Source organism: Paenibacillus sp. FSL K6-2393, assembly GCF_038002545.1.
Classification (GTDB): Bacteria; Bacillota; Bacilli; order Paenibacillales; family Paenibacillaceae; genus Paenibacillus.
Genome location: NZ_JBBOCU010000001.1, coordinates 1,886,452 through 1,908,281, shown reverse-complemented (window position 1 = coordinate 1,908,281; position 21,830 = coordinate 1,886,452). Strand labels below are relative to the sequence as shown.

The 21,830-nt window shown below is 43.1% G+C and carries 17 protein-coding genes and 1 pseudogene; 8 read left to right on the top strand and 10 right to left on the bottom strand.

Annotated elements, in window-relative coordinates:
- Nucleotides 1-213: 213 nt before the first annotated feature.
- From MHI14_RS08340 to MHI14_RS08330, 3 genes are all read right to left on the bottom strand, one after another.
- Nucleotides 214-1,104, bottom strand: coding sequence for a hypothetical protein (locus MHI14_RS08340; protein WP_133385687.1), 891 nt, complete (start codon nt 1,102-1,104; stop codon nt 214-216).
- 142 nt (nt 1,105-1,246) lie between these two features.
- Nucleotides 1,247-1,900: a YkyA family protein gene (locus MHI14_RS08335; RefSeq protein WP_133385688.1), complete on the bottom strand. Its 654-nt coding sequence runs from the start codon at nt 1,898-1,900 to the stop codon at nt 1,247-1,249.
- A gap of 37 nt (nt 1,901-1,937) precedes the next feature.
- Entirely contained in the window at nt 1,938-2,639 is a 702-nt protein-coding gene (locus MHI14_RS08330; RefSeq protein ID WP_289389964.1) for a polysaccharide deacetylase family protein, read from the bottom strand.
- A 428-nt stretch (nt 2,640-3,067) separates the two neighbouring features.
- Between MHI14_RS08330 and MHI14_RS08325 the strand changes: the two genes are divergently transcribed.
- Nucleotides 3,068-4,012: a DMT family transporter gene (locus MHI14_RS08325; protein WP_091028213.1), complete on the top strand. Its 945-nt coding sequence runs from the start codon at nt 3,068-3,070 to the stop codon at nt 4,010-4,012.
- 63 nt (nt 4,013-4,075) lie between these two features.
- On the top strand, nt 4,076-4,930 hold the full coding sequence (locus MHI14_RS08320) for a sulfurtransferase (RefSeq protein WP_341130181.1): 855 nt from the start codon (nt 4,076-4,078) through the stop codon (nt 4,928-4,930).
- Between the two features lie 783 nt (nt 4,931-5,713).
- Here MHI14_RS08320 and MHI14_RS08315 read toward each other — a convergent pair.
- The 3 genes from MHI14_RS08315 to MHI14_RS08305 all read right to left on the bottom strand — a co-directional run bounded on the left by MHI14_RS08315 (nt 5,714) and on the right by MHI14_RS08305 (nt 7,291).
- Nucleotides 5,714-6,253: a DJ-1/PfpI family protein gene (locus tag MHI14_RS08315; protein ID WP_256332206.1), complete on the bottom strand. Its 540-nt coding sequence runs from the start codon at nt 6,251-6,253 to the stop codon at nt 5,714-5,716.
- Nucleotides 6,254-6,264: 11 nt separating this feature from the next.
- The gene (locus tag MHI14_RS08310; RefSeq protein ID WP_289389968.1) at nt 6,265-6,525 is read right to left on the bottom strand and encodes a hypothetical protein; all 261 of its coding nucleotides are present in this window, start codon (nt 6,523-6,525) and stop codon (nt 6,265-6,267) included.
- A gap of 445 nt (nt 6,526-6,970) precedes the next feature.
- A complete protein-coding gene (locus tag MHI14_RS08305; RefSeq protein WP_341130180.1) occupies nt 6,971-7,291 on the bottom strand; it encodes a hypothetical protein in 321 nt (106 codons plus the stop codon).
- Nucleotides 7,292-7,987: 696 nt separating this feature from the next.
- On the opposite strand from MHI14_RS08305, the gene MHI14_RS08300 reads away from it, so the two are divergent.
- From MHI14_RS08300 to MHI14_RS08290, 3 genes are all read left to right on the top strand, one after another.
- On the top strand, nt 7,988-12,961 hold the full coding sequence (locus tag MHI14_RS08300; protein WP_341130179.1) for a discoidin domain-containing protein: 4,974 nt from the start codon (nt 7,988-7,990) through the stop codon (nt 12,959-12,961).
- Between the two features lie 321 nt (nt 12,962-13,282).
- The gene (locus MHI14_RS08295) at nt 13,283-13,729 is read left to right on the top strand and encodes an OsmC family protein (RefSeq protein WP_076332250.1); all 447 of its coding nucleotides are present in this window, start codon (nt 13,283-13,285) and stop codon (nt 13,727-13,729) included.
- A gap of 177 nt (nt 13,730-13,906) precedes the next feature.
- Nucleotides 13,907-14,140 carry a hypothetical protein gene (locus MHI14_RS08290; protein ID WP_341130178.1) on the top strand — a complete coding sequence of 78 codons (234 nt, stop codon included), beginning with the start codon at nt 13,907-13,909 and terminating at the stop codon, nt 14,138-14,140.
- A 9-nt stretch (nt 14,141-14,149) separates the two neighbouring features.
- On the opposite strand, the gene MHI14_RS08285 is transcribed toward MHI14_RS08290, so the two are convergent.
- Nucleotides 14,150-15,709, bottom strand: a complete 1,560-nt coding sequence (locus MHI14_RS08285; RefSeq protein WP_133385694.1) for an acetamidase/formamidase family protein — start codon at nt 15,707-15,709, stop codon at nt 14,150-14,152.
- 296 nt (nt 15,710-16,005) lie between these two features.
- On the opposite strand from MHI14_RS08285, the pseudogene MHI14_RS08280 reads away from it, so the two are divergent.
- A pseudogene (locus MHI14_RS08280) lies at nt 16,006-16,146 on the top strand (sulfurtransferase); the annotation flags it as partial.
- A 158-nt stretch (nt 16,147-16,304) separates the two neighbouring features.
- Here MHI14_RS08280 and MHI14_RS08275 read toward each other — a convergent pair.
- The gene (locus tag MHI14_RS08275; RefSeq protein WP_249912080.1) at nt 16,305-17,207 is read right to left on the bottom strand and encodes a CPBP family intramembrane glutamic endopeptidase; all 903 of its coding nucleotides are present in this window, start codon (nt 17,205-17,207) and stop codon (nt 16,305-16,307) included.
- 140 nt (nt 17,208-17,347) lie between these two features.
- On the opposite strand from MHI14_RS08275, the gene MHI14_RS08270 reads away from it, so the two are divergent.
- The gene (locus tag MHI14_RS08270; RefSeq protein ID WP_341130177.1) at nt 17,348-17,926 is read left to right on the top strand and encodes a TetR/AcrR family transcriptional regulator; all 579 of its coding nucleotides are present in this window, start codon (nt 17,348-17,350) and stop codon (nt 17,924-17,926) included.
- A 73-nt stretch (nt 17,927-17,999) separates the two neighbouring features.
- Here the strand turns inward: MHI14_RS08270 and MHI14_RS08265 are convergent, their stop codons facing one another.
- Both MHI14_RS08265 and MHI14_RS08260 read right to left on the bottom strand, forming a co-directional pair.
- A complete protein-coding gene (locus tag MHI14_RS08265) occupies nt 18,000-18,587 on the bottom strand; it encodes an imm11 family protein (RefSeq protein ID WP_341130176.1) in 588 nt (195 codons plus the stop codon).
- A 67-nt stretch (nt 18,588-18,654) separates the two neighbouring features.
- Nucleotides 18,655-20,541, bottom strand: coding sequence for an AraC family transcriptional regulator (locus MHI14_RS08260; RefSeq protein ID WP_341130175.1), 1,887 nt, complete (start codon nt 20,539-20,541; stop codon nt 18,655-18,657).
- A gap of 300 nt (nt 20,542-20,841) precedes the next feature.
- Here MHI14_RS08260 and MHI14_RS08255 point away from each other — a divergent pair, with 300 nt between their 5' ends.
- Nucleotides 20,842-21,813: a phosphotransferase gene (locus MHI14_RS08255; RefSeq protein ID WP_341130174.1), complete on the top strand. Its 972-nt coding sequence runs from the start codon at nt 20,842-20,844 to the stop codon at nt 21,811-21,813.
- The last annotated feature ends 17 nt before the right edge of the window (nt 21,814-21,830 follow it).

Sequence of the window (21,830 nt, the reverse complement as noted above, 5' to 3'; positions counted from 1 at the left end):
TCCCGCAAACTGAATAAAACACGGTGAAGAAGCCGGGAGGAACCTATGCATGGCACTGTTCCTTCCGGCTCTTTGTCTTTACATGGCACGGTACACTCTATATGGTAGTGTAGCTAATAAAAAAGCGATCTCCTCTCTCAAGGAAACACTCTTTTTAGGTAATCTTTTTAATTTACTTAGCCGTTCGGCGTAACCGTGTGACTCATTCATTTTCTACTCATTCATGATGGAATTAAGAGATGCATAGGCCATGGGCAGGAACCCTTCCGAAGGTTCACCAATAGGTGCTTGGATGTGGAAAACGAAACCATTGCCGTCCAGTTCTTTCACAATAAAATACTCTGTTTTCTTATCATTCTGGGACATCATGTACAATCTTGCATCCTTCATTGGCCCATTACTGAGTTGTTCAGCCGTTAATTGTTTCACTTCTCCGGTCTCGGACAACTCTTCCTTGGCATCCATCTTTAGCGCATCCAGATTGTAATTAGCCGGCAGCTTCTCAATCTCTATCTCATAATCCGGATCAATCTTCATTGTTAATTCATGGTCTTCCGCGTCAAAAGCCATCGGTTCAAACACATAAAGTGAATAACCTTTCGCTTGTGCCAATGTCACTGGGCGTTTTTCGGTCATTCCTTCTACCGTCACTTCCAGCTCTGATGTCTTCGGACGATCGGACGTTACTGTACCGCCTGCATTGGAACCGTTATTCTCATCACTCGATTCAATCTTTGCAATCTCTGTAAGTACCAACTGTTTCGTTGTTGCATCAATCGTTTTCTCTACATATTTGAAGCGAACGGAATCTTCGTCATCAATATCATCCAGAGACTTCTGCAGATCTTCACTCACCTGGAATGACATCGGCTTCTCATTCACTCGAATCTCAACGGTATGCGGATCAGCCCATCCAGTCAGAATACCTTCTGCTTCTATTGCAGCACTTTCATTTGGTTGTTGCTCCGGTGCTGGTGACTGTTCTTCCGTATTATTCACTGGTGGCTGTGCAGCAGGATTACTGTTCCCACAGGCCACAAGCGAGAATCCCATAAGTAAAACCAGGAATGATGCACTGACTTTCATTGTATTTCTTTTTCGCATATGAACACCTCCGTTAGCTTATACGCAATGATGCTTGTCCATGTTGCTTCTCATCCATTGGCTTGGCTGTATACTAGTACTTACACGGGAGACAGGCAGCTCAATCATGCAAAATGTCTGAACGATTATTGTAGTCCTCTACCTAACTGGCTTGATCCATCTGTACCAGTTTGGCATTGGCTCCGTTAAACGCTTTGGTCTGGAGGTTAAATTGCTTTCGGAATTCAGCAAGCTTCGCATATTCGCTATTTCGTACCCGAATGGCTCGCTTAATCTTAACCAGATTAGGTTCTGCACTTTCTCTCATCAGATCATACAACTGCTCATCGGCACTCAGACTCAACTGATACGAAGTGACAAAATTCTCCAATGCACGTGCTCTTGCTTCATATTGATCCAGCACCTTTTCAGCCTGTGCCAACGTTTCTTCTTTTTCAAATGATAGTTCTTCCAATGAACTGCGCAAGGCCACCGTCTTCTCGTTGGTCAGTTTCATGGCCTCTTCCGCCTGTTTCAACAACGTTCTTCGTTCATGAATATGACCTGCTGCCTGATCCAATAGTGCTTCGAGATCACTATTTTTGTTCTTGCCTTTGTCTAAAATAGACTTGTATAAGTTCATATCTTCCTGCTCGTGACTACTCAGTTTGTTCAAACTCTGGTCGATCTCCTGACCGCTGAGCACCAATTGGTTTACCTGATTTGCCGCAGGCTCCTGCGGATCTCCACAACCACTTACCAGCAGAATTAGCAATACACTAACTGCCGCAAGCGCCACTTTTTTACTCGTTAGCACCCAAGTCCTTCCTCTCTTGCATCATCTTGTTGTTATACTACAAGCGGGTATCTCCGCTAAAATTCGCTATCCAATGTGCATCCGGATCGTATACTTCGAACTCGTAACCTCGATCTTCGAGCAGCTTCAGAATACGTGGCAAAGCCTGAACCGTCTGCTCCCGCTCATGCATCAGAATCACTTCCTTATCCCGATGTACACTTTTGCTCACGCGGGCCACAATCTTATCCGGCTGACCGGGAAGATTCCAATCCAGTGAATCTGTCGTCCAGTCCCACATTTTGAACCCGGCCGCCGCAATGTCACCTCTGAACTTTTCACCGATCTGTGGACTGCTGCCATAAGGTGCACGAATAAGATGAGGTGTAAAACCAATTAGGTCTTGCACCATCTTCTGCTCTTTCTTGAACTCTTTCACAAAGTTCGCAGAGCTCCCACTCTTATACAGCTTTTTATAGTTATGCGTTATGCTGTGGAGTCCAGGGTAACTGCCTTCTTTCAACAGCCGTTTTACTGCTTCTGGATGCTGGTTTAACTGACGTCCGATCATGAAAAAGGTAGCCTTCGCCTCATGCTGCTTCAAAATATCCAGCAGTTGTTCCGTATATTCAGTTGGGCCATCATCAAACGTTATGTATGCCAATTTGCGAACCTGACCCTGGAACCGTACCGGCTCCTCCTTTGCATCCGGAGTAACTTGTATCATGCCGAGCTTGGCGGGCTGTTCGATTACAGTCATTGGAGGCGGCGCCACAACGCTTTTGATCCAATGCGTCATGCCAAGGAATATATATGTTACACCGGTAACGAACAGTACCAGGAGCATTAGAGCTATGCTAATCCTTCCATACCGGATTTTTCTTCGTTTATGTGTTTTAGCGCGACTTGTGCTGGGCGGAATACTTCCACGTTCTCCCGCTCTCTCTTGTTGGACTCTCACTTTCATGCCACTTCCTTACTTTCATTTTTTCCCGATTATTGGTATATTATCTCGTTTCATGTCTCTATATAGAAGATTAATAGAAAAATGGATCGGGAGAATGACAGAATAGTTACAAGCCCGGTTACAATCTACTTATCTCTTTGTTCTCTTTATCTTTCCTGCTGTTACCTTCTCCTGTATAATGAAGTGATTTACGCCATCAGAATCATGAAGGAGCTACACCCATGACAAGCTTGAACCGTGCCGGCAGATCCATCTATCTGTTATTCTTTGTCGGCATTATTGCCATTTCTTTTTCTTCGATCTTTGTACGCTGGTCTACCGCAGATGTTGCGGTCATTGCCATGTACCGTCTATTTCTGACCAACCTGCTAATGCTGCCTTTTGTCTGGAAATACAGACATGAGATGATGCGGCTGAGCTTCCGGCAGTGGGGCTTGCTGCTTGCATCCGGTGTGATGCTGGCCCTTCATTTCCTGCTCTGGATGGGTTCGCTGCGGCTCACCAGTGTTGCCAGTTCCACAGTTATTCTTGCGCTGGAGCCTATACTGATTCTGGCAGGTTCGGTATGGCTGTTCAAAGCCAAAATTAACCGCATGATGATCATCGGCATGGGCATCGCCCTGTTTGGATCAATCGTTATTGGCGCAGGAGATTTCCAGTTGGCAGGTACTGCCCTGCAAGGTGATATCCTGTCTTTACTTGGCACAATTGCAGTCGCTGTCCATATGCTGCTGGGTCAATTTTTGCGAGCGGGACTTAGTGCATTTTCGTATAACTTCTGGGTATTCTTCGTGGCTGCTTGCACGCTGGCGGTATATAATCTGATCATGGGCCACCCGTTTGGGGGTTACGCTGCGTCAGAGTGGGGAATCTTCCTGCTGCTCGCCATTGTGCCAACGATCTTTGGACATTATCTCTTCAACTGGCTGCTTCAATATATGAATGCCACGACGGTATCCATGGGCGTACTGGGGGAACCCGTATTTTCTTCATTGCTGGCCTGGATGCTGCTCGGCGAATCCCTCAGTGCATTACAGATGTCTGCCGGGGTTGTCATTATATTCGGGGTATGGATCTTCATTCGATATGGTAAAACCAAACCTCAACCCATTCCTGCTGATGCTCCTATCGCTGGCAAAGGGCCTGTTGAACCTACCACGGTATAACGAATTCATTCGTAATGCATAGTTATAAACGACTCTACCACTCTCATAAGGCGGTGTATTTTGATGAAAAATATTGTATCCATGCGTTGGCTGCTCGCCAGAATGTATGAACCGGATGTGGTCATTGCAGATTGCCGATTCTTGCTCGGTCAGCCAGAGGCTGGAAGACAAGCCTATGAAGCTGGACATATTCCAGGCGCTGTCTATCTCGATTTGGAAAAAGATCTATCCTCTCCTGTCTCTGCGCACGGAGGACGTCACCCGCTTCCTGATCCGGCTGTGCTCGCAAGTCGTCTATCCAAAGCTGGCATCGGCTCCAATAGTCGGATTGTTGCTTATGACGATCAAGGCGGGATGAATGCATCTCGTCTTTGGTGGCTGCTGCGCTACATGGGACATGAGCAGGTATATATCATGGACGAAGGTTTCTCCGCTTGGCAAAATGCCAAATTCCCGGTGACTCAGGATGTGCCCGTTCAGATCCCGTCTTCCTTTGAGGTGAACGTACAGCCACAGATGCTTGCAAGTGTGCAAGATGTGCAACAAGCGTCGGTAACTGGTAGCGCTGTGTTGATCGATTCCCGCGATGCCCGCCGCTACGCCGGCCTGGAGGAACCGATTGATGCCAAGGCCGGACATATTCCGGGGGCGTTGAATTATTTTTGGAAAGATGTGTTGGATTGGGATGGACGTTGGACAGATACTGGGGTGTTAGAAGAGCGTTTCAGTAAGCTGGACAAGGATGGTGCGATTATCGTGTACTGCGGATCAGGCGTGTCGGCTTGCCCGAACGTGATTGCACTGGAAGAAGCGGGATATACGAATGTGAAGCTGTATTCCGGGAGCTGGAGCGACTGGATTAGTTATGAGGAGAATCCGGTGGCTATAGATAATGCGGAAGCGGACAAAGACGTATAGCAGTATATCGATTTGAATACATCGCCAGGTGGCTTATCTGCCCCGGCGATGTATTTTTCTATGTTCGGAGTCAACGAGGAAACAACGCAGACGCTCTTAAAATAATTACATGAAGATCTTCATCGAGAGCTTGTTTATATGATCTCAGATACATCCACAGCCCCGTCGAACATGAGCTTGAACGAGAACTTAGCAAGTGGTAAAACTGGAAGATCGTTCACGTTTCTCTTTTAATAAACGTGTAACACCACCAGCTAAAAATGTACCAGTATGTAAAAAAAGTGTACGATGCTATGAACAATGTAGTGAATAGCAACAGTATATATAAAGACTATAAAGTCCGATACTCAACAACCACTGTTAGTGTGATGAAAATAGAGAGAGGGAGACACACCTCCTTCAATATAGCAGAAAGTTCACAGAAAAATAACAGAGTTAACATGCTACAGCATACAACACCGCACAAATTATGTTTAAGTAACACTTTTGGTGGCTCGCACTATTGTGCGGGTCCAATTTTTTAAACGAGGATCACAACCTCCTAGCCCATCTAAATAATTAATGTTAAACAACGGTCTGAATCCAAATTTGTGCGACTTTAAAGGAATCAGCCTACTATACCTTTGTTCACAACTTGATAAGAGTGCTGAAGTAGATTTAATTCTTGATCTTGGTATAGACCCACAGCAATTAAATGTACATGGTGAAACTCCATTAATAACTGAGTTTATAGTTCAGGGTGGTCATTACATAGATAACAACGATTGAACTCATTTCATATAACTAGTTATTCTCAAAATATTTAAAAAATCTGATTGTTTCATTATAATCATCTTCGTCGGAATAAATATTTAACATTTTGCCTAGCTCAATCGCAAAATCTACATATCCGTTGGCTTTTGCAGTTATTATGTTCTGACTAACTGTGTATGTTTCGTCATTGTTTATTCTATTTTCAGTAAATTCCTTTCCTTCTAAAACCCCTGCTTGTTTAACAAGTTCAACTCCTGAGCAAATGGCACCAATATATTTCCCGTTAGTATCCAGTCTCTTGATAAGTGATGTTAGCTGATGATTTCCTTCTATTGCGCCAATATCTCCTCCTGGAATAAGCAGTATTTCTACTTCGTCAAAATCAATTTCTTTTATATCTTTATGGGGTTTAACAATTAAGCCCTCATAAGAATTGACCATTTCGGAATTTAAACCCACTGTTATAATTTCCCCCTGAGTTTTCATTAAATAAGTTGCCAGCATTATTTCAAAATTTACAAACCCGTCGTAGATTAAGACATGAGTATTAATGTTTACACCTGCTTTCATGTATTTTTAGTTCAAGTTGCTTTTTTTAACTCTTTAGAACGGTTGTAAGCACCCACAATCCATAGAGCCAGATTGAAGAAGGCCAAAACTATCACAATTGTACCGTCCCAAAAGTATAAGGACTGCCAAGAATTATTTGCTAGGTTAGTAATAGCTTTAGATACCGCTATCAAAAAACCCGGAATAGAAAAGAATGAAAAGAGCAATATTGCCGAAAGTATACCTACTAAATAAATAAATAAATGAAAATACTCTTGAGATAGCTTGTTCATTCTGTTTTAAATTACTCCATTCAATACGAGCACTTTTACTATAGATTTTTTTCAAATAAAGAACTGCTTGTCCCAACAGATTCGAAGAATTTGTAATAGTGATTAAAACATAATAAAGATCAGTTCTGAAGAAAATGAGAAGATGCCATAAAAACTTATATATTTGTATGAGGACTATCAGTCTCATGTATCCTACAATTATTAAATCCTGTTGATAGATGTACTGGAACACGAGCGCAAGCAAAAGAATCACTGAGTCCCATGCCATACCCGCTAGAAATGGCAAATATCTTTTTTCCTTTCAATCGACCACAAAGAGTTCATGTTGGCTTCAATAACCATCCAAAACCATCTTATACTTATTTTAAAATTGACTGGCACCCCGAGTGTGATACTGCTGCAAAATAATGGGCAGATTCATGCAAAATCGTTAAACTCCATGATATTAAAAATAGAATAAGCAACTTAAACCAACTGACTCATTAAAAATAAAATAATCTTGATAAGACGGAAGAAATTCAGGGTTGTACGTAAAAATAATTAAAGATGCAATAAAAAAAGTTAAATAAATGAGAACTGTCAATTTGTTAAAGAAGAATCTACCAACCTTCTCTCTAATTCTGCCTTCATTGTTACTTGCCTTAAGAGCAACCAAGACTTCATCATTAAATTTATGAATCAGGTTTAACTCTAATAAAGGTTCCACAAAATCAATAATATCTACCTCAACATCGTGATTCTTTTTTTTATAAATTCGATATTTCATCCAGTGTATTTATTCCATCCAGTAGTTCTATAGCTAGAACACCCTCGATGGGAATTCGAATATAAATAGTTTTATTCAATAAGTTGGCTATTTGGAGACGTCTCTGAAAAAATTAATGAGCTTTCAATGAGATTTTTATTTTTTTTCGCTGTTCTTCAATATTTAGTTTTGTATAAGACCTTCAAGCATAGTTTCATCAATCGGAACTCCCATTTGCATTTTACGTTCAAGCTTTTCTTCCGTAGCTTTTTGAATATCCATTTTTTCACACCCCCTCACATCGACATTACATTATTACACATAATTTATAAAGTCATTAGGTCGCGTTTCTCCCCCAAAAATCGAGTGAAGTTCTTCGCAAGTTGATTCCTGTGATGTTTGTTCCTATAACACGAAAAGAAAACATTTTATTGCTATCAGACCGTAATCCCAATTCAGCATTTCATAGTTGCACACCACACTTACCTCATGTAGGACATATGTCTCCTTTTCTACGAAAACGATTAAAAAATCTTTATAATCCACACAAAATGTTCGATATACAACAAATGAACATCCGCATATCCCATGTATGCATCCTGAAATCTACCTCAGAAATGTGGCACGGGAGAACAGAACAATACATATAACAGGTGGTTAGGAAACAGAGAAAGTTCTGTCTGGTTGAAAGGCAGGAACTAACAAAGGAGAGAAGATATGAAGGGACGAACGAGTCACAAACGAAACACACGCAGCATCTGCGTGCACTTGCTGTTATCCATGCTATTGTTGGTCAGCAGCTTGCAGCTATGGCCTAGCAAGGCAGCAAACGCTGCTGCAGAAGAGTCATATCTCTTATCCCTGAACAGACCGGTGTATAGCTCCTCATCCCTTGGTGGGAATACAGCCGATCATGCCGTGGATGGCAACAAAAATACCCGATGGGAAAGTGTGTGGCAACAGGACCCTCAGTGGATCTATGTTGATCTGGGTGCAGTTGCTTCCATCTCCAACATCTCGATTGAGTGGGAAAATGCCTATGCTTCCGCCTTCGACCTTGAAGTGTCGGATGACGAAGTCAACTGGAAGCAAGTGTACTCCACAACGAAGGGTCTAGGCGGTCTGACAGAAGTGGAGGTTTCCGTCAATGCACGATATGTGCGTTTGTTCAGTCATGAACGGGCGCAGCAAGCCTATGGTATTTCTCTGTACGCGTTCGATGTGTATGGAACGGGTGGAGCAAACCCACCTCCAAAACCAACTGCCGCCAACCTTGCTCTTGGTAAATCGGTTATAGCGTCGTCGGAAGAGATTGACGAACCTAGCCGCTCCGCCGAAGACAAGGCCAAGATGGAGAAGCGCGATTATGAAGCGCGCAATGTGACAGATGGTGATCCAGGTACACGCTGGTCTTCCATATACAAGGATCAGGAATGGATTGTTGTGGACCTTGGTCAACGTCAGGAAATCGGAGAAATTTCTCTGCAATGGGAAAATGCGTTTGGACGTGCTTACGACATTCAGGTATCCAACGACGCAAAGCAATGGACTACGCTGTATCGGGAGTTACACAGCAATGGAGGACGGGATGAAATTCCTGTATATTCAGAAGCCAGATATGTCAAGCTCGCAGGTCATGGCCGAGGTACAACCAACGGTTATTCACTCTATGCCTTTGATGTATATGAGTATATTCAAGGAGATGAAAAACCGGTCTACACCATTCCGTCTATCCCGGAGATGAGCTCGGTACAAGTCGGAGCTGGCAGTTATGCCATTAATGACATCACGATGCTGCAGCCGAAAAACCCTAAAAATCGCACAGCTGACATCACCGCCCCGATTCCATCCAATGACTGGTGGCAATCGATTCTCGTCTCGGATTTAGGAGATGGAAACAGTCTGGTCACGCTCCCATTCAAAAATCGATACACCAAACAGGGGCTTCATATTTTGAATCCTGGTGCTGGATACGTTTCTGCTGATGGCAACTCGATGGATGCAGACGGTGAAGCAGACCTCATCCTGACAACAAGCGATATGAACCCAGCCAAGGTCATTACCAAGATCGCAGGATACGGGGATTACTCCGCTAACATCATCATGAGTGATGATGACACGGCAAAGGTCAATACAACCTTTGTAAAAGGCTCCCCTTTCCTGTACAACACGTTTGAGAACCCTGACACCATCCTGATTCGTTCACCGAGCATTACACGTCTCTTTGATGATCAAAACCGTGAGATTGTGTTGCAGGATGGGGAATCATGGACAGGAGATCATATCGGTGTAGAAGTCACCAACCAGGACAGAGCGCCTTCGCCGCAAACTTTTACAAGAAACTATGGTCTTTATGCACCTGAAGGAACCACATTTATAAAGCTGGGCAATACACTTAAGATTAAGCTGGGATCAAGCGAAAATTATTTGTCGCTCGCTACCCTGCCATCTGCATCAGAATTAGCATACTATTACCAACACGCCTATGCTTTTGTAACGGATACGAAGGTCGATTACGACTATAACGAGAGCACTTCACAAGTTACAACGACCTTTAACTCCGTTACACAAACGAAGCGTGCCAACTTTTCCGCCGACACATTAATGGCTTTGTTCCCGCACCAGTGGAAACTTGCAACAACTCCACTCACGGAGCTCGCTTATCCTTCTATTCGTGGAATGATGAAAGTGAGCGAAGGCAACAGCTTTACGACACAGGATCGTTTCTACGGCATTATTCCGCAATTTGTGGAGCCGGATGATCCGACATACTCACGCGCGCAATTAATCAGTTATCTGGATCAGCTTGATGCAGATACGTCAGGCAATTTAATGAGTGAAGATCCCTACTGGCAGGGGAAAAAGCTTCATCCGCTTGCACTAGGTGTGCTCATTAGCGATCAGCTTGGAGATCAGGAACGTCGGGACCACTACCTGTCCCTGTTAAGAAGCATTTTGACCGACTGGTACACCTATTCACCGGATGAACGTCTGCACTCCTATTATTTCTATTACTCGGAGCAATGGGGAACGATCTTCCCTTATGGAAGCGGGTTCGGGGTCAATACCGGACTGACGGATCATCATTTTACGTATGGCTATTACGTTTTTGCATCTGCGGTGCTGGCTATGTATGATCCAGCTTTTGTACAGGATTATGGCGATATGGTTGAACTGCTGATCCGGGATTATGCCAATCCTTCACACACAGACGATCAATTCCCATGGATGCGTAATTTTGATCCTTATTCTGGTCATTCCTGGGCGGGCGGTTATGCCGACAATCGCAGCGGAAACAATCAGGAAGCTGCAGGCGAAGCTCTGTTCAGTTGGGTCGGACAATATATGTGGGGCGAAGTAACGGGGAACAAAGCCTATCGCGATGCAGGCATCTGGGGCTTCGTCACCGAGGAAAAAGCGGCCGAGCAATATTGGTTCAACTACGATGGGGACAACTGGCCGGAAGGATACAAACACGCTACCGTAGGGCATGTATATGGCAGTGCTTACCTGTATGGCACGTACTTCTCCAACGAGGCCGAGCATATTTATGGCATTCACTGGTTGCCGCCCGCAGAGTGGATGACCTATTATGGTCGTGATCCGAAGAATACCGCGGCACTATACAACGGTCTGATCAAGGATCTTGGTGGTCAGCAGGAGCACACATGGCAACACATCATCTGGCCATTCCAATCCATCGGGGACCCGGAGACTGCTCTTGCAAAGTGGGATACAAAAGAGATGCAGCAAAACGAAGTCTTTAACGCCTACTGGTTCATGCATAGCATGGCATCCACAGGAACACGTACCATGGATATTTGGGCAGATTCTCCCGCAGCAACCGTATACGAAAAGGATGGTGTCTACACGGCGCAAATCTGGAATCCGTCAGACACCGCTAAAACGGTTCGTTTTTATAATGCCAGCGGAGCTTTGGGTTCAACTACCGTCTATGCGAAAGCTCAAGTGAAAGTCAATCCATTGGAGCATACATTAGTCAAGCAGCCAGATGCCTCACAAGGCGTCACCTATCTGGATCGCAGCGAATGGACGATTACCGCCTCTTCCAGTTCGGAAGCAGTCGAACGCATGATTGACGGAGATTTGACTACCCGCTGGTCATCTGGACAAACGCAACAGCCTGGAGACTGGCTCCATATTGATCTGGGCAACGAGCAGATGATGGACACACTTTTCATGAACTCCGGCAACAGCGGAGGTGATTATGCCCACGGGTATGAAGTTTACGTTTCGAAGGACGATGAAAACTGGAGCAAGCCAATTGCACAGGGAATAGGCTCATCTCCAAGCCTGTCCGTCGATTTGGGTATGCAGACGGCGCGTTATATCAAAATTGTATTGACTGCTCCCGCAGACAGTTGGTGGTCCATCTCGGAACTCAAGCTCGCCCGATTTGGAAAATTGCCTCAGATCCCTGAGTATCCAAATCCAGCTCCGTTGTCCGATCGGTCAAACTGGATCGTGACCGCTTCCTCCACGCAAGGAACGGATGTCACGGCTCACATGCTTGATGGAAAACAAGACACATTATGGACGAACGGGCGAAAGCAAAAGAGCGGACAGTGGATTACGATTGATCTTGGGGAAACGAGTGCTTTTGACGCAGTAGAGCTGGACCCGGGGAACGCGAAGGATGACTATCCGCGGCAATATCGCATTTTCGTTTCCGATGACGGGCAAAACTGGGGAACCTCTATTGCTGGAGGCGAAGGCGTGTCAGGACGTCTCTCCATCACCTTCCCTGAGCAGAAGGCTCGTTATGTGAAGATCATGCAGATGGGTGAATCCGATCAATGGTGGTCGGTCTCTGAGCTATTCGTTAATCACTATGGAACAGGAAAACAACAACGTCTGCTTTCAGATGCATGGTCCGTCACAGCGTCTTCCGATGAGGAAGCTGCAACGGCGATACTGGATGGCTCGAACCAAACACGCTGGACTTCCGGTCAGGCACAAACAGGCGGTGAGTGGCTTCAACTGGATCTGGGCAATTCAGAGACAGTGAACCGGATTGTATTGGATAGTGCACACAACAGTGAGGATTATGCTCGCGGTTATGAAGTATACACCTCTCTGGATGGCATGGATTGGGGTAAAGCTGTGGCTATGGGTGAAGGGAAAAATGCCTTGCTCTTCATTTCATTCCCTGCTCATGAGGCCCGCTATATCAAAATAGTTCAGACCGGAACGGATTCTCACTGGTGGTCTGTAGCTGAAATCGCAGTTTATACTGCCGATCAGACACCATGGACACCCGGGGAACAGGATGATCTGCTGCCTACCGAACTGGATCGGACATCTTGGACAGCTACAGCTTCCACGTCTGAAGACGTTGGTGCACTGCTGGATGATGATCTGAACTCACGCTGGACCTCTGCATCCGGACAACAAGCAGACCAGTGGATTCAGATCGATCTGGGAAGCATTCAGAATTTCAGCCGGTTAACTATGGACTCAGGCAGCAGTACCAATGACTATGCCCGCAGTTTTACAATCGTCACTTCAACGGATGGCGAGCATTGGAATTCGGTTTCAGAAGCTGTGGGAACAGATTCTTTAATCTCAGCGACATTCACCAACCAGAAGGCACGATATGTCAAAATTGCTTTGACTACGGACAATGCTGAGTGGTGGTGGTCTATTGCTGAATTGAAGCTGTACCATTGATACGCTGAATTAAAAAACCATCAATTTTACGCAGCATTAAAAAATCATTAATCTAAGGAATTAAATATCGTTCATCCAGCCACCTCTCTCCCTCAATTTTGCGGGACAGGGGTGGTTTTTTGGTAATCACCCGCTTCTAAATGTAATAAGCAGTCCGCCTAAGCAACGTTAGAGACCAGCATATGCTTCTTTGCGCTGTTTCCGAAATCAAAATATTGGGAAATTGAGGATTGACAGCGCAAGTTATCCAATTTAATATAATCATAGCGGAAAACTTTGATTAAAATCAGTATCAATAAACCCACTAAAGGAGACTACAAAATGGCTGCCCTCCAAACGTTTAAAGCATCTGCTCATCTGCAAAACGGAGTTCAAGTGAAAGTAACATCTCGAAACTTCGAGTTTATTATCGACGAGCCCAAAAACTTGGGTGGAACCGATACCGGCATGAATCCGGTGGAAGCTTTACTCGCCTCGCTGGGAGCATGTCAGTCGATCGTAGCTAGGGTATATGCACCTAAATTTGGGGTGAATCTCAAGGATTTCTTTGTGGATGTAGAAGGCGATATTGACCTGGATGGCTTTTTCGACAAATCAGAGGTGCGTCCGGGCTATTCCGATATTCGGTATACATTCCGTATCAAAACAGATTCTCCCCAAGAGCAGGTTGAAGCATTTGTACAATTCCTGGAGAGCAAGTGCCCAGTTGGAGATACGTTGGCACATCCGGTTAATCTCAAGTTGGACAGAATTATCATCGAAAACTAAGCAGCCTATAAATACCGTGAAACCGGACTGATATTGAATTGCTAACCGTACAACATATTTAGATATAACAAAACCCCGCGTTTTTCGCGGGTTTCTGGTCCTAACCTAATAAACTCGGCTATAAACTTCGTTTGGCCCTTTGAGAAAATATCCTGTTCGAATTAAAGACACTCTCCATTGAAAGCAACCATAGATACACAAGAACAGCTGTTAGTCTGGCATCGGACAGCGTTAAGCATTATGGATATACGACACATTATTATAGTAGCTGGCGGTCAACACTCTCCTTATTCGTTTCCAGCAAGCGCCTTTCTGTACGATGCAGACATAAAGTGGCAGCTTTTTTTGATTCATGATAACAAAAAAAACAAAAAAAACCGTGATGAACATCTGTCCACCACGGTTGAATAATGAAATCTATTATTGCTTTTTACTTAACGATACATTAGCTGTTAACGTCTTGTCGATCGTCGTCCAGTTTACATAAGCACCTAGTATTTCATTAATAACAGAAACCGGAACTACGGTTTCGCCTTTTAAAAGCTTTGGTACGTTACTATTGAACACTAGTTTATCGTTAATTGAATACACATCTGAACCAATTTGAGCACTTATATTTTTCGTGCCTAATTTGATTTGAGTTGTACGCGTCTTATGATCCCATACTACTGTACCGCCCAATAGCTCGGAAATGGTTCGAATCGGTACGTAGAACTCATCGTTATGAACAACCGGTTTGATTGTCGTACCACCTACATTCATGGCAACGTCAACATATTCAAGGAAATCGGTCTTTCGAATGAGTCCATGAACGCCTTTCGTTCGGTCCACGACCTGAGATACTTCGTAATCCGTTGCGGCCGATAGGTACGCATAAGCTACACTTCTATCCATATCAAGCTTATCGGATAAGAATTGAATCGATTCACGTACTGATTCTTTCATGGCTTCATCCAAATCAGGGTCCAGTCCAATTGGAATCCAGTAATCCTCTGTTTCAGCAAAGGGTTGCGTGAATTCTCCACTGTGTGGTAGTGATGGATCACCTTTCTTTAACACCGTTAACCGAACTGTCCCCCTTAAGGAAGCTTCCAATGCAGTTAACGCTACTTCTCCATCTCCTTGAGCAAAGTGTGGATCTCCAGTATAGAATAGCCCGCCTTTAACTTGAATCGGATAATAAATAGTTGCACCAACACCCAACTCATTAATATCCATATTGCCTCCTGTTTCAATAGGTGGGATCGAACTCACAACTTCGCTGGTATTTGGTGCAACCCCCATTACACCTAGAAACGGGTTAATTGGGAAACGTACATTCTTGCCAGCTTTTGTTGGTAATACCCCATACCAGTTGCCGTTGATTTCTTCAATAGGCGTAAATATAGATACATTATTATATAATTCCGGTTTTGTTGCGCTAGCTCCCTCTTGTGGACCTGTGTTTTCTGGAAATTCGTTAGGAAGAGCACCTTTACCATGGCGGTTAGAAATGACACCATACGGAACTCGAGTCTGCAACGAAAGGACTTCTACTTTAAGAACATCTCCTGGCTCCGCTCCCTCAATCGCTACCGGCCCAGTGATAATATGAGGTCCGTCTTTTACATAATCATGCTTAATCGCAGAAGCCGCAATTGCCTTCGCATCATCCAACACTCCATCGGGTGAGATACCGAATTTACCGAAGTACTCCACTGGATTTCTCCCTTGATCCTCTATCAATCCCTCATGTGATACCGTATCAAATGTTACAGCACTTCCTGATGGCACAGTTAGAATCGGAGAGCTGTCTCGATTAGGCAGTGATCCCCAGCGAATGTTCTCAATCGCAGACGTTACATAATAATCACCTTCTACCTTATCAAGGGTTGTTGGTTGCAGTGGCATACTAAAGCCCACTGAAGGTAGAGCAAATGTAAACATACTTATAATCCCTACTGAAACCCCAAATTTCCTAATCGTTCGGTTAATAAACATTACGCTCCCCCTCTATACTATGTAATATTTTCTAACACAAACACACAATAACATATAAATACATTTACAACAATATTTTTTTGTCAATAAAAATAACATTATAGAGCTAAATATCAAGAATAAACTTATAAAAATAAACAACATGTCAATATACTTATCATATGAAAGGCGTGTAAAACTAAAATACTTCTAGTAAACTGAGGACCCTCCTTCAGAGATTGGAACAAACGAAATTAAGTTACAGGAAAATTATGTATGTCTTTTATGTATCCGATACCACCACAGGAATACTACTACACTCCGGTTCAGGCATAATCACCTGTCCGCACGTGATTGCACTGGAAGAAGCGGAATTCTCGAATCTGAAGTTGTATTCCGGAAGTTGGAGTGACTGGATTAGCTATGAGGGGAAGTCGGTAGCTACCGGGGAAGAGTAGTACGGAGCAGAAGTCTACAGTGTCTCAAGACAAATACACCGCCATGCAGGCTGATGCCTAGGGCGGTGCATTTTCAGTGACTAAGCATCACCCGGAAATACGGGAGAGATAGAGGCATCGTTGCATGGGAAGACTGATCCAACCCAATCCTTTCTCGCTTAATGAAACAGGATCTGCAAAAGAAAATGAGGAGAAGCATTCATGAGTCCATGAATCAAGATAATCACCCATATTTTACGATAGCGGGCCCATAAATAACCAAGAAACAGACCTGTAACCCCATGATTTGCAATTACTGTTGCCACATCAATATCCCACTGACCATTTCCTTGAATGGCGACATGCCAAATGGACCATAGTATTGAAACTAGTAGTATGGCGGGCCATCTTCCAAGCAATGCCTCCAATCGGGTCTGCAGCCATACCCGATAAAAAACTTCCTCCAATACGCTATTGATCATAAAACCAATCAACATCAAGAGAAGTAATTCTGTCATATCGGTTGCTACGATTGCTCCTTCTGGTTGTGCAATTGGGGAATAAAACCTTAGATAACACCAGACCACAATAACGATTAGTGGTACGATGACGTGTCTGCGAGTGCGAGGTTTTACCGAGATAATGTCTTGTTGCCCGCCAGTCATTTTGCGATAAATCAGCAATAAAATCAACGGGATGAACAATAGTGTCGTCAACTTGAACGCCAAATAATATAGCTGGAAATGTAATCCTTGCTGGTTTATCGTTATCAGAGAAACCGTAAATAAAACGCCTGATAGCAATAATACAATCGATTGAACGACCAAGTGCTGTTTCTCCATTTGTTGGAAATACGGATGATATTGACTTTTATAAGGAATCATACGGATTAGAAAAATGCCAAGGAATGCCGGCAACATACTATGCCATATTGGAATCACTTCCTCACGATCAGCCGTGTACCTTATATTCAAGTTTCCGGTCCACACTAACCACAATACAGCAGCAAATATAATGATCATACATAATAAGCCGGTTGCCTTTCCCCATGCTGGAAGCATTACTTTGAATTGCTGATTCATTCCAATTGCACTCCTTTGAGTGGCATATCGCGTTTGCCCCCTTCTTTTTTTATTTCAGTTGAGTTAAATAAACTCTAGCACATTCCATCTTAATCGTCTATTTATTTCAGTTGAGTTAAATAATATGATATTCTGTGTGTATGCCAAAAATCGTGGATCATGAGAAAATGAAGAATATTATCGCTGAAGCTACTTGGAAAATCATTAGTGAGAAAGGCATTCATCATGCAACGTCAAGAACGATTGCAAAGGAGGCCGGATTATCACAAGGCGCTTTAAGACATTACTTTTCAAAACAAGAGAGCCTATTGGCGTTTGCAATGGAGTTAGTTAAGGAAAAGGTACTTACTCGACTAAAAAATCTAAATGCAAGAGAACTGGCGCCTCAAGAAAGAATTGTTGAATACTTGCTCGAACTAGTCCCGACGGATGAACAAACATTATTGGAAATGGAGGTTTGGTTTGCATTTGTAAGCTATGGAAAAACGCAAAAAGGGTTCGACGCCAATTATGAGGACCTGCAAAACGCAATCAAGAACTGCATTATGTACTTGACAAATGAAGGACTTCTGCGCACAACCGATGAAGAGAAGGAACGAGAAAAACTGTATGCCTTTATGAATGGGATGGCTCTCAATTTGTATCTAGAGCCGGATAAGATAAATCGAACACGAAGCAAAGAAATGATACAAGACTACATCCATTGGATTATACGTTAGAGGAAAAATAAAGACTAAAGAGCCCACGTTTTGCGCGGGCTTCTCTGTGTTTTCATTATATTCATGTAGCATTTTAGATGCTTACATTTCCGACCTCTGTAACGTTCAGATTCAGCCTATGAGTTCGGCATACTTCGTAAAAATCTTTTGAAACAATGGGTTTGAAGATATTTATATAATCCAGCATAAAAAATTCATGCTCGCCAATTCGCTCTTCATGAAGACAGATTTGAGATACAACTTTGACGATCTTACGTGGAGGCTGTTGTACAGAAGCAGCAATGACCGCTTTGCGCCCATATTCCGAACGTTCATAATCGAAAACATCCAAACGATCCAGCTGATGTGCAGTCCAATAGGTGTTTTCAACCGAACGACCGTTGTGGTAACACACGGTTGTCGGAATAAACTGTGTATTTGTTTTCGTTTCCTCCAACAGCGTTTTAAAACGATCTGATACGTGTCTCGTTCCTGTGATCGTCTCAAAATAATCTACGTTCAGGTTGCGTACCGTAGACAGTAGCTCAACTTCTGCTGTTGTCCCCTCTGGCAACGGATTCTCTATCGCCAAATAATTCATATCTAATTGGGGAGTGAAGGTTGTTCCGCCACTAATAAACCCTCTACGTGGATATTGAGATTCCAGAAAATAATAGTTCAAAGAATGATGTCTCCTTTTCGAATGAAGAGCTTTTCAATCAATTATACGGGTCAAATAGCCCCTCCAATTATTCCGCGGTTTTAAGCAAGTTATCCACAATAAAATCAAGCTGTTTGTCTAACGAATAAATATCATTGTAGAAGAATAAACCAAAGCTCATATCAATCAGACGACCTTCTTTGACTGCCGGAATGTTATTCCAAATTGAATTGTCTGACAGATCAACCATTCCTTCAAAGGAAGAACGGAATATATAATCACCCACATATTCAGGTAATACTTCATAAGAAACGTCCTTGCTTGTCGCATCGTTTCTTGCATTTTCAATTTCACGTTGCAAGACTTCAGGTGCTTTCATCCCTAAATACTGATAAATAATCTGCGAACCCCGACCATAACCCAAGCCTGTCATTACAGCCATGGAACCTTTGTTGCTTTCCATAATTGTGACGGTTTTATCCAAAATACCTGCTTGTTCAAGTTTTTCCTTGCTTTGCTCAACCTTTTTGTGAAGGTTATCTAACATTTCCTGAGCTTGTCCCTCTTTACCCAGAATTTCTCCAAGCATATTCATACGTTCTTCTACTGGCAGGTCATAAGGAATATATACTGTAGGAGCAATCATTTTAAGTCCTTCATATATTTCTTCATTGGTAACAATAATGAGATCGGGATTAAGTGCAGTTACTGCTTCCGGGTCCGGTTTAAATGCTCCTAATGAGGTGGCACCTTCCAGTTCGCTCGCAAAAGCCGCTCCTTCTTCTATAGAAGAAATCCCCACAGGATTTACGCCTAAAGCAAGCAAATCACCCATTAGATACAGGACAACCACTCGTTGTGGATTAACCGGTACTTCAATATCACCTTTTATGGTGGTTACGGTCTTCATTTGAGATTGTGTATCTGTATTGTTAGCGTTGTTAGCGGCTACCTGATTCGTTGGCTTCTGAGAACCTTCATTGGCTGAAGGACTTCCTGTCCCACCAGTTGAACAAGCGCTGAGCAATAGGGTTAAACAAAGTAATAATGTGATAGCCAAGGGTGTCTTTCTACTTCTGTACATCAATAATTCCTCCTCAAATATATGCTGATTATGATAATCATTATCAATATATAAGGAAGTTAGATCCTGTACAATGCCTAATCGTGCCACATTCGATGGTACATTAGGACTTTCATGCTGCTTTCGATAACGAATAGGTGCAATCCCCATATATTTTTTAAATATTTTAGCAAGATAATAACCATCCGGATAACCAACAGCCTTGGCAATCTCCTGTAAAGTAGCATCTGTAGCAAGCAGCAGTTCCTTCGCTTTGTTCATCCGGATTTGAATGACAAAATCAATCGGACTATGACCAGTCTGGCGTTTGAATAGCCTAGATAAGTGACGTGGACTGCTGTCCATAAGCTCTGCTAACAGGTCCATTGTAATGGGTTCAGCGTAATGTTCCTGCATATAGTATTTCATTTGTGCAACCAGGTCTGGCTTTATTGTAGGCAAGCGTCGATTGTGGATTTGCCATAATAACTCGTATACAAATTGATAAAATAATGACTTCACATGGAACTGTTCCAGTGCCTCTTGCTCTTCCCAAGCTGTCATCATGTATTGTACTTTGCTTAACAAGGAAACAGGATGTTCAGGTGCAAAGCCATATTGAAGCTTGAAGGGATTAAGGTGCTCCATCAAGACCAGGATATCCTGACGCTCAGGTAGCGGGATGATGGCTTTGTAATAAATCATATAATATTCAAGGACCTCTTCAACAGGCAAAATGTTCAGGCAACAGCCCTTCCCACCATGCAAAACATGGAATCGCGAGACCTGATGATCTTCTCCATCCAACTGTATAACAGCATTGCCACGCACCGTGTATAAGAAACAGCTCGCAGGGAATCGATAGGAGTAAAGTCCCTCCTTCCTTTGCATAGTTATATGGCGAATATCCATTATTTTAATAGATGCCTTGTTCCATAATAAAAGATGTTCATTGAAATGTAAGATGGCTTCCCAGCTCCTTAAAAATCATTGGTCATATATAGTCAACAGAGAGTCAACTTGCATGCAAAATAGGGGCCGGATCACCCACTAACGTGAGTACCCGACCCCTTTCTTTAATATACATATGAATATACAGACCTTAATCAACACTTTAACAGATTGAAAAGAAACAGTCTATATTTTTGGGAAAATATTCTATATATTTATGTTGCTGGCCGGAAAAATACAGTTGAAACGGAGCATAAATCGATGATGTCCAACAACCATCTTACTCGTGAGGAATTACAGGATTATGTGCACAAAGTATTTGGTGCCAGTTACTTCATAACGCAGTGCGCAAGAATTCATGGCGGTGCACAAAAAGTCATTTACAAAATTGACTGCACGAATGGTTTCACTTGTATGCTGTACGTTTGGGATATTTCCAGCAACTATTTTCAGGAAGAGATCTTGAATGAACCCACTTTCCACAGTTCCTATGGCAGCGAACTTTTCTCTTTGAATACTCGCTTTCTCGCTCAACATGGAATCCGAACGCCGACCTTATATGATCTGAATAACGATAAAGACCGGTACTCTTATGATTTTGCTCTTGTTGAGTATGTGGATGGACAGAAAGCCGAAGTCTATTTCCAGCATAAAAATCACAAAGATCGGGATGAGTTGTTTCAACGGATCAGGGATATGTTGTCTAATATGCATAACATCCAAAGAAACGTTTATGGAAACGCCAACGATAACAGCCAAAAGGCTGGGCCTTGCTACCAAGTTCAGCGGTTGGATACCGAAACAGCCTTATCCTATGCATCCAAACATATGACAGATATCAGGAAAAATAACGAAAGGCTGCTTGAGAAACTTTACGAATTGGAAGCAGCAATTCAACCCAGAGATCTCTATAGTTTCATTCATGGAGAGCTAGGTCCGGATCATATATGGATAGATCATGCTATGCAACCATGCCTTATTGATATTGAGGGCGCAGGATTCTTCGATCTCGAATATGAGCATAGCTTTCTCCAGTTTCGATTTGGAGACTTTTATCACTACTTAAAAAATAACAATCTCGACCCGGAGCGGATGACATTTTATCGATTTTGCCATCATTTGTCCTTGATATCAGGAGGATTGAAGCTGCTTCACAGACAATTCCCCGATCAGCAATTTGCTAAAGGTCTCGCGGAGTATCATGCCAGATGCGCAGTTCAGATGCTTATGTGATAAGAACCATATACATG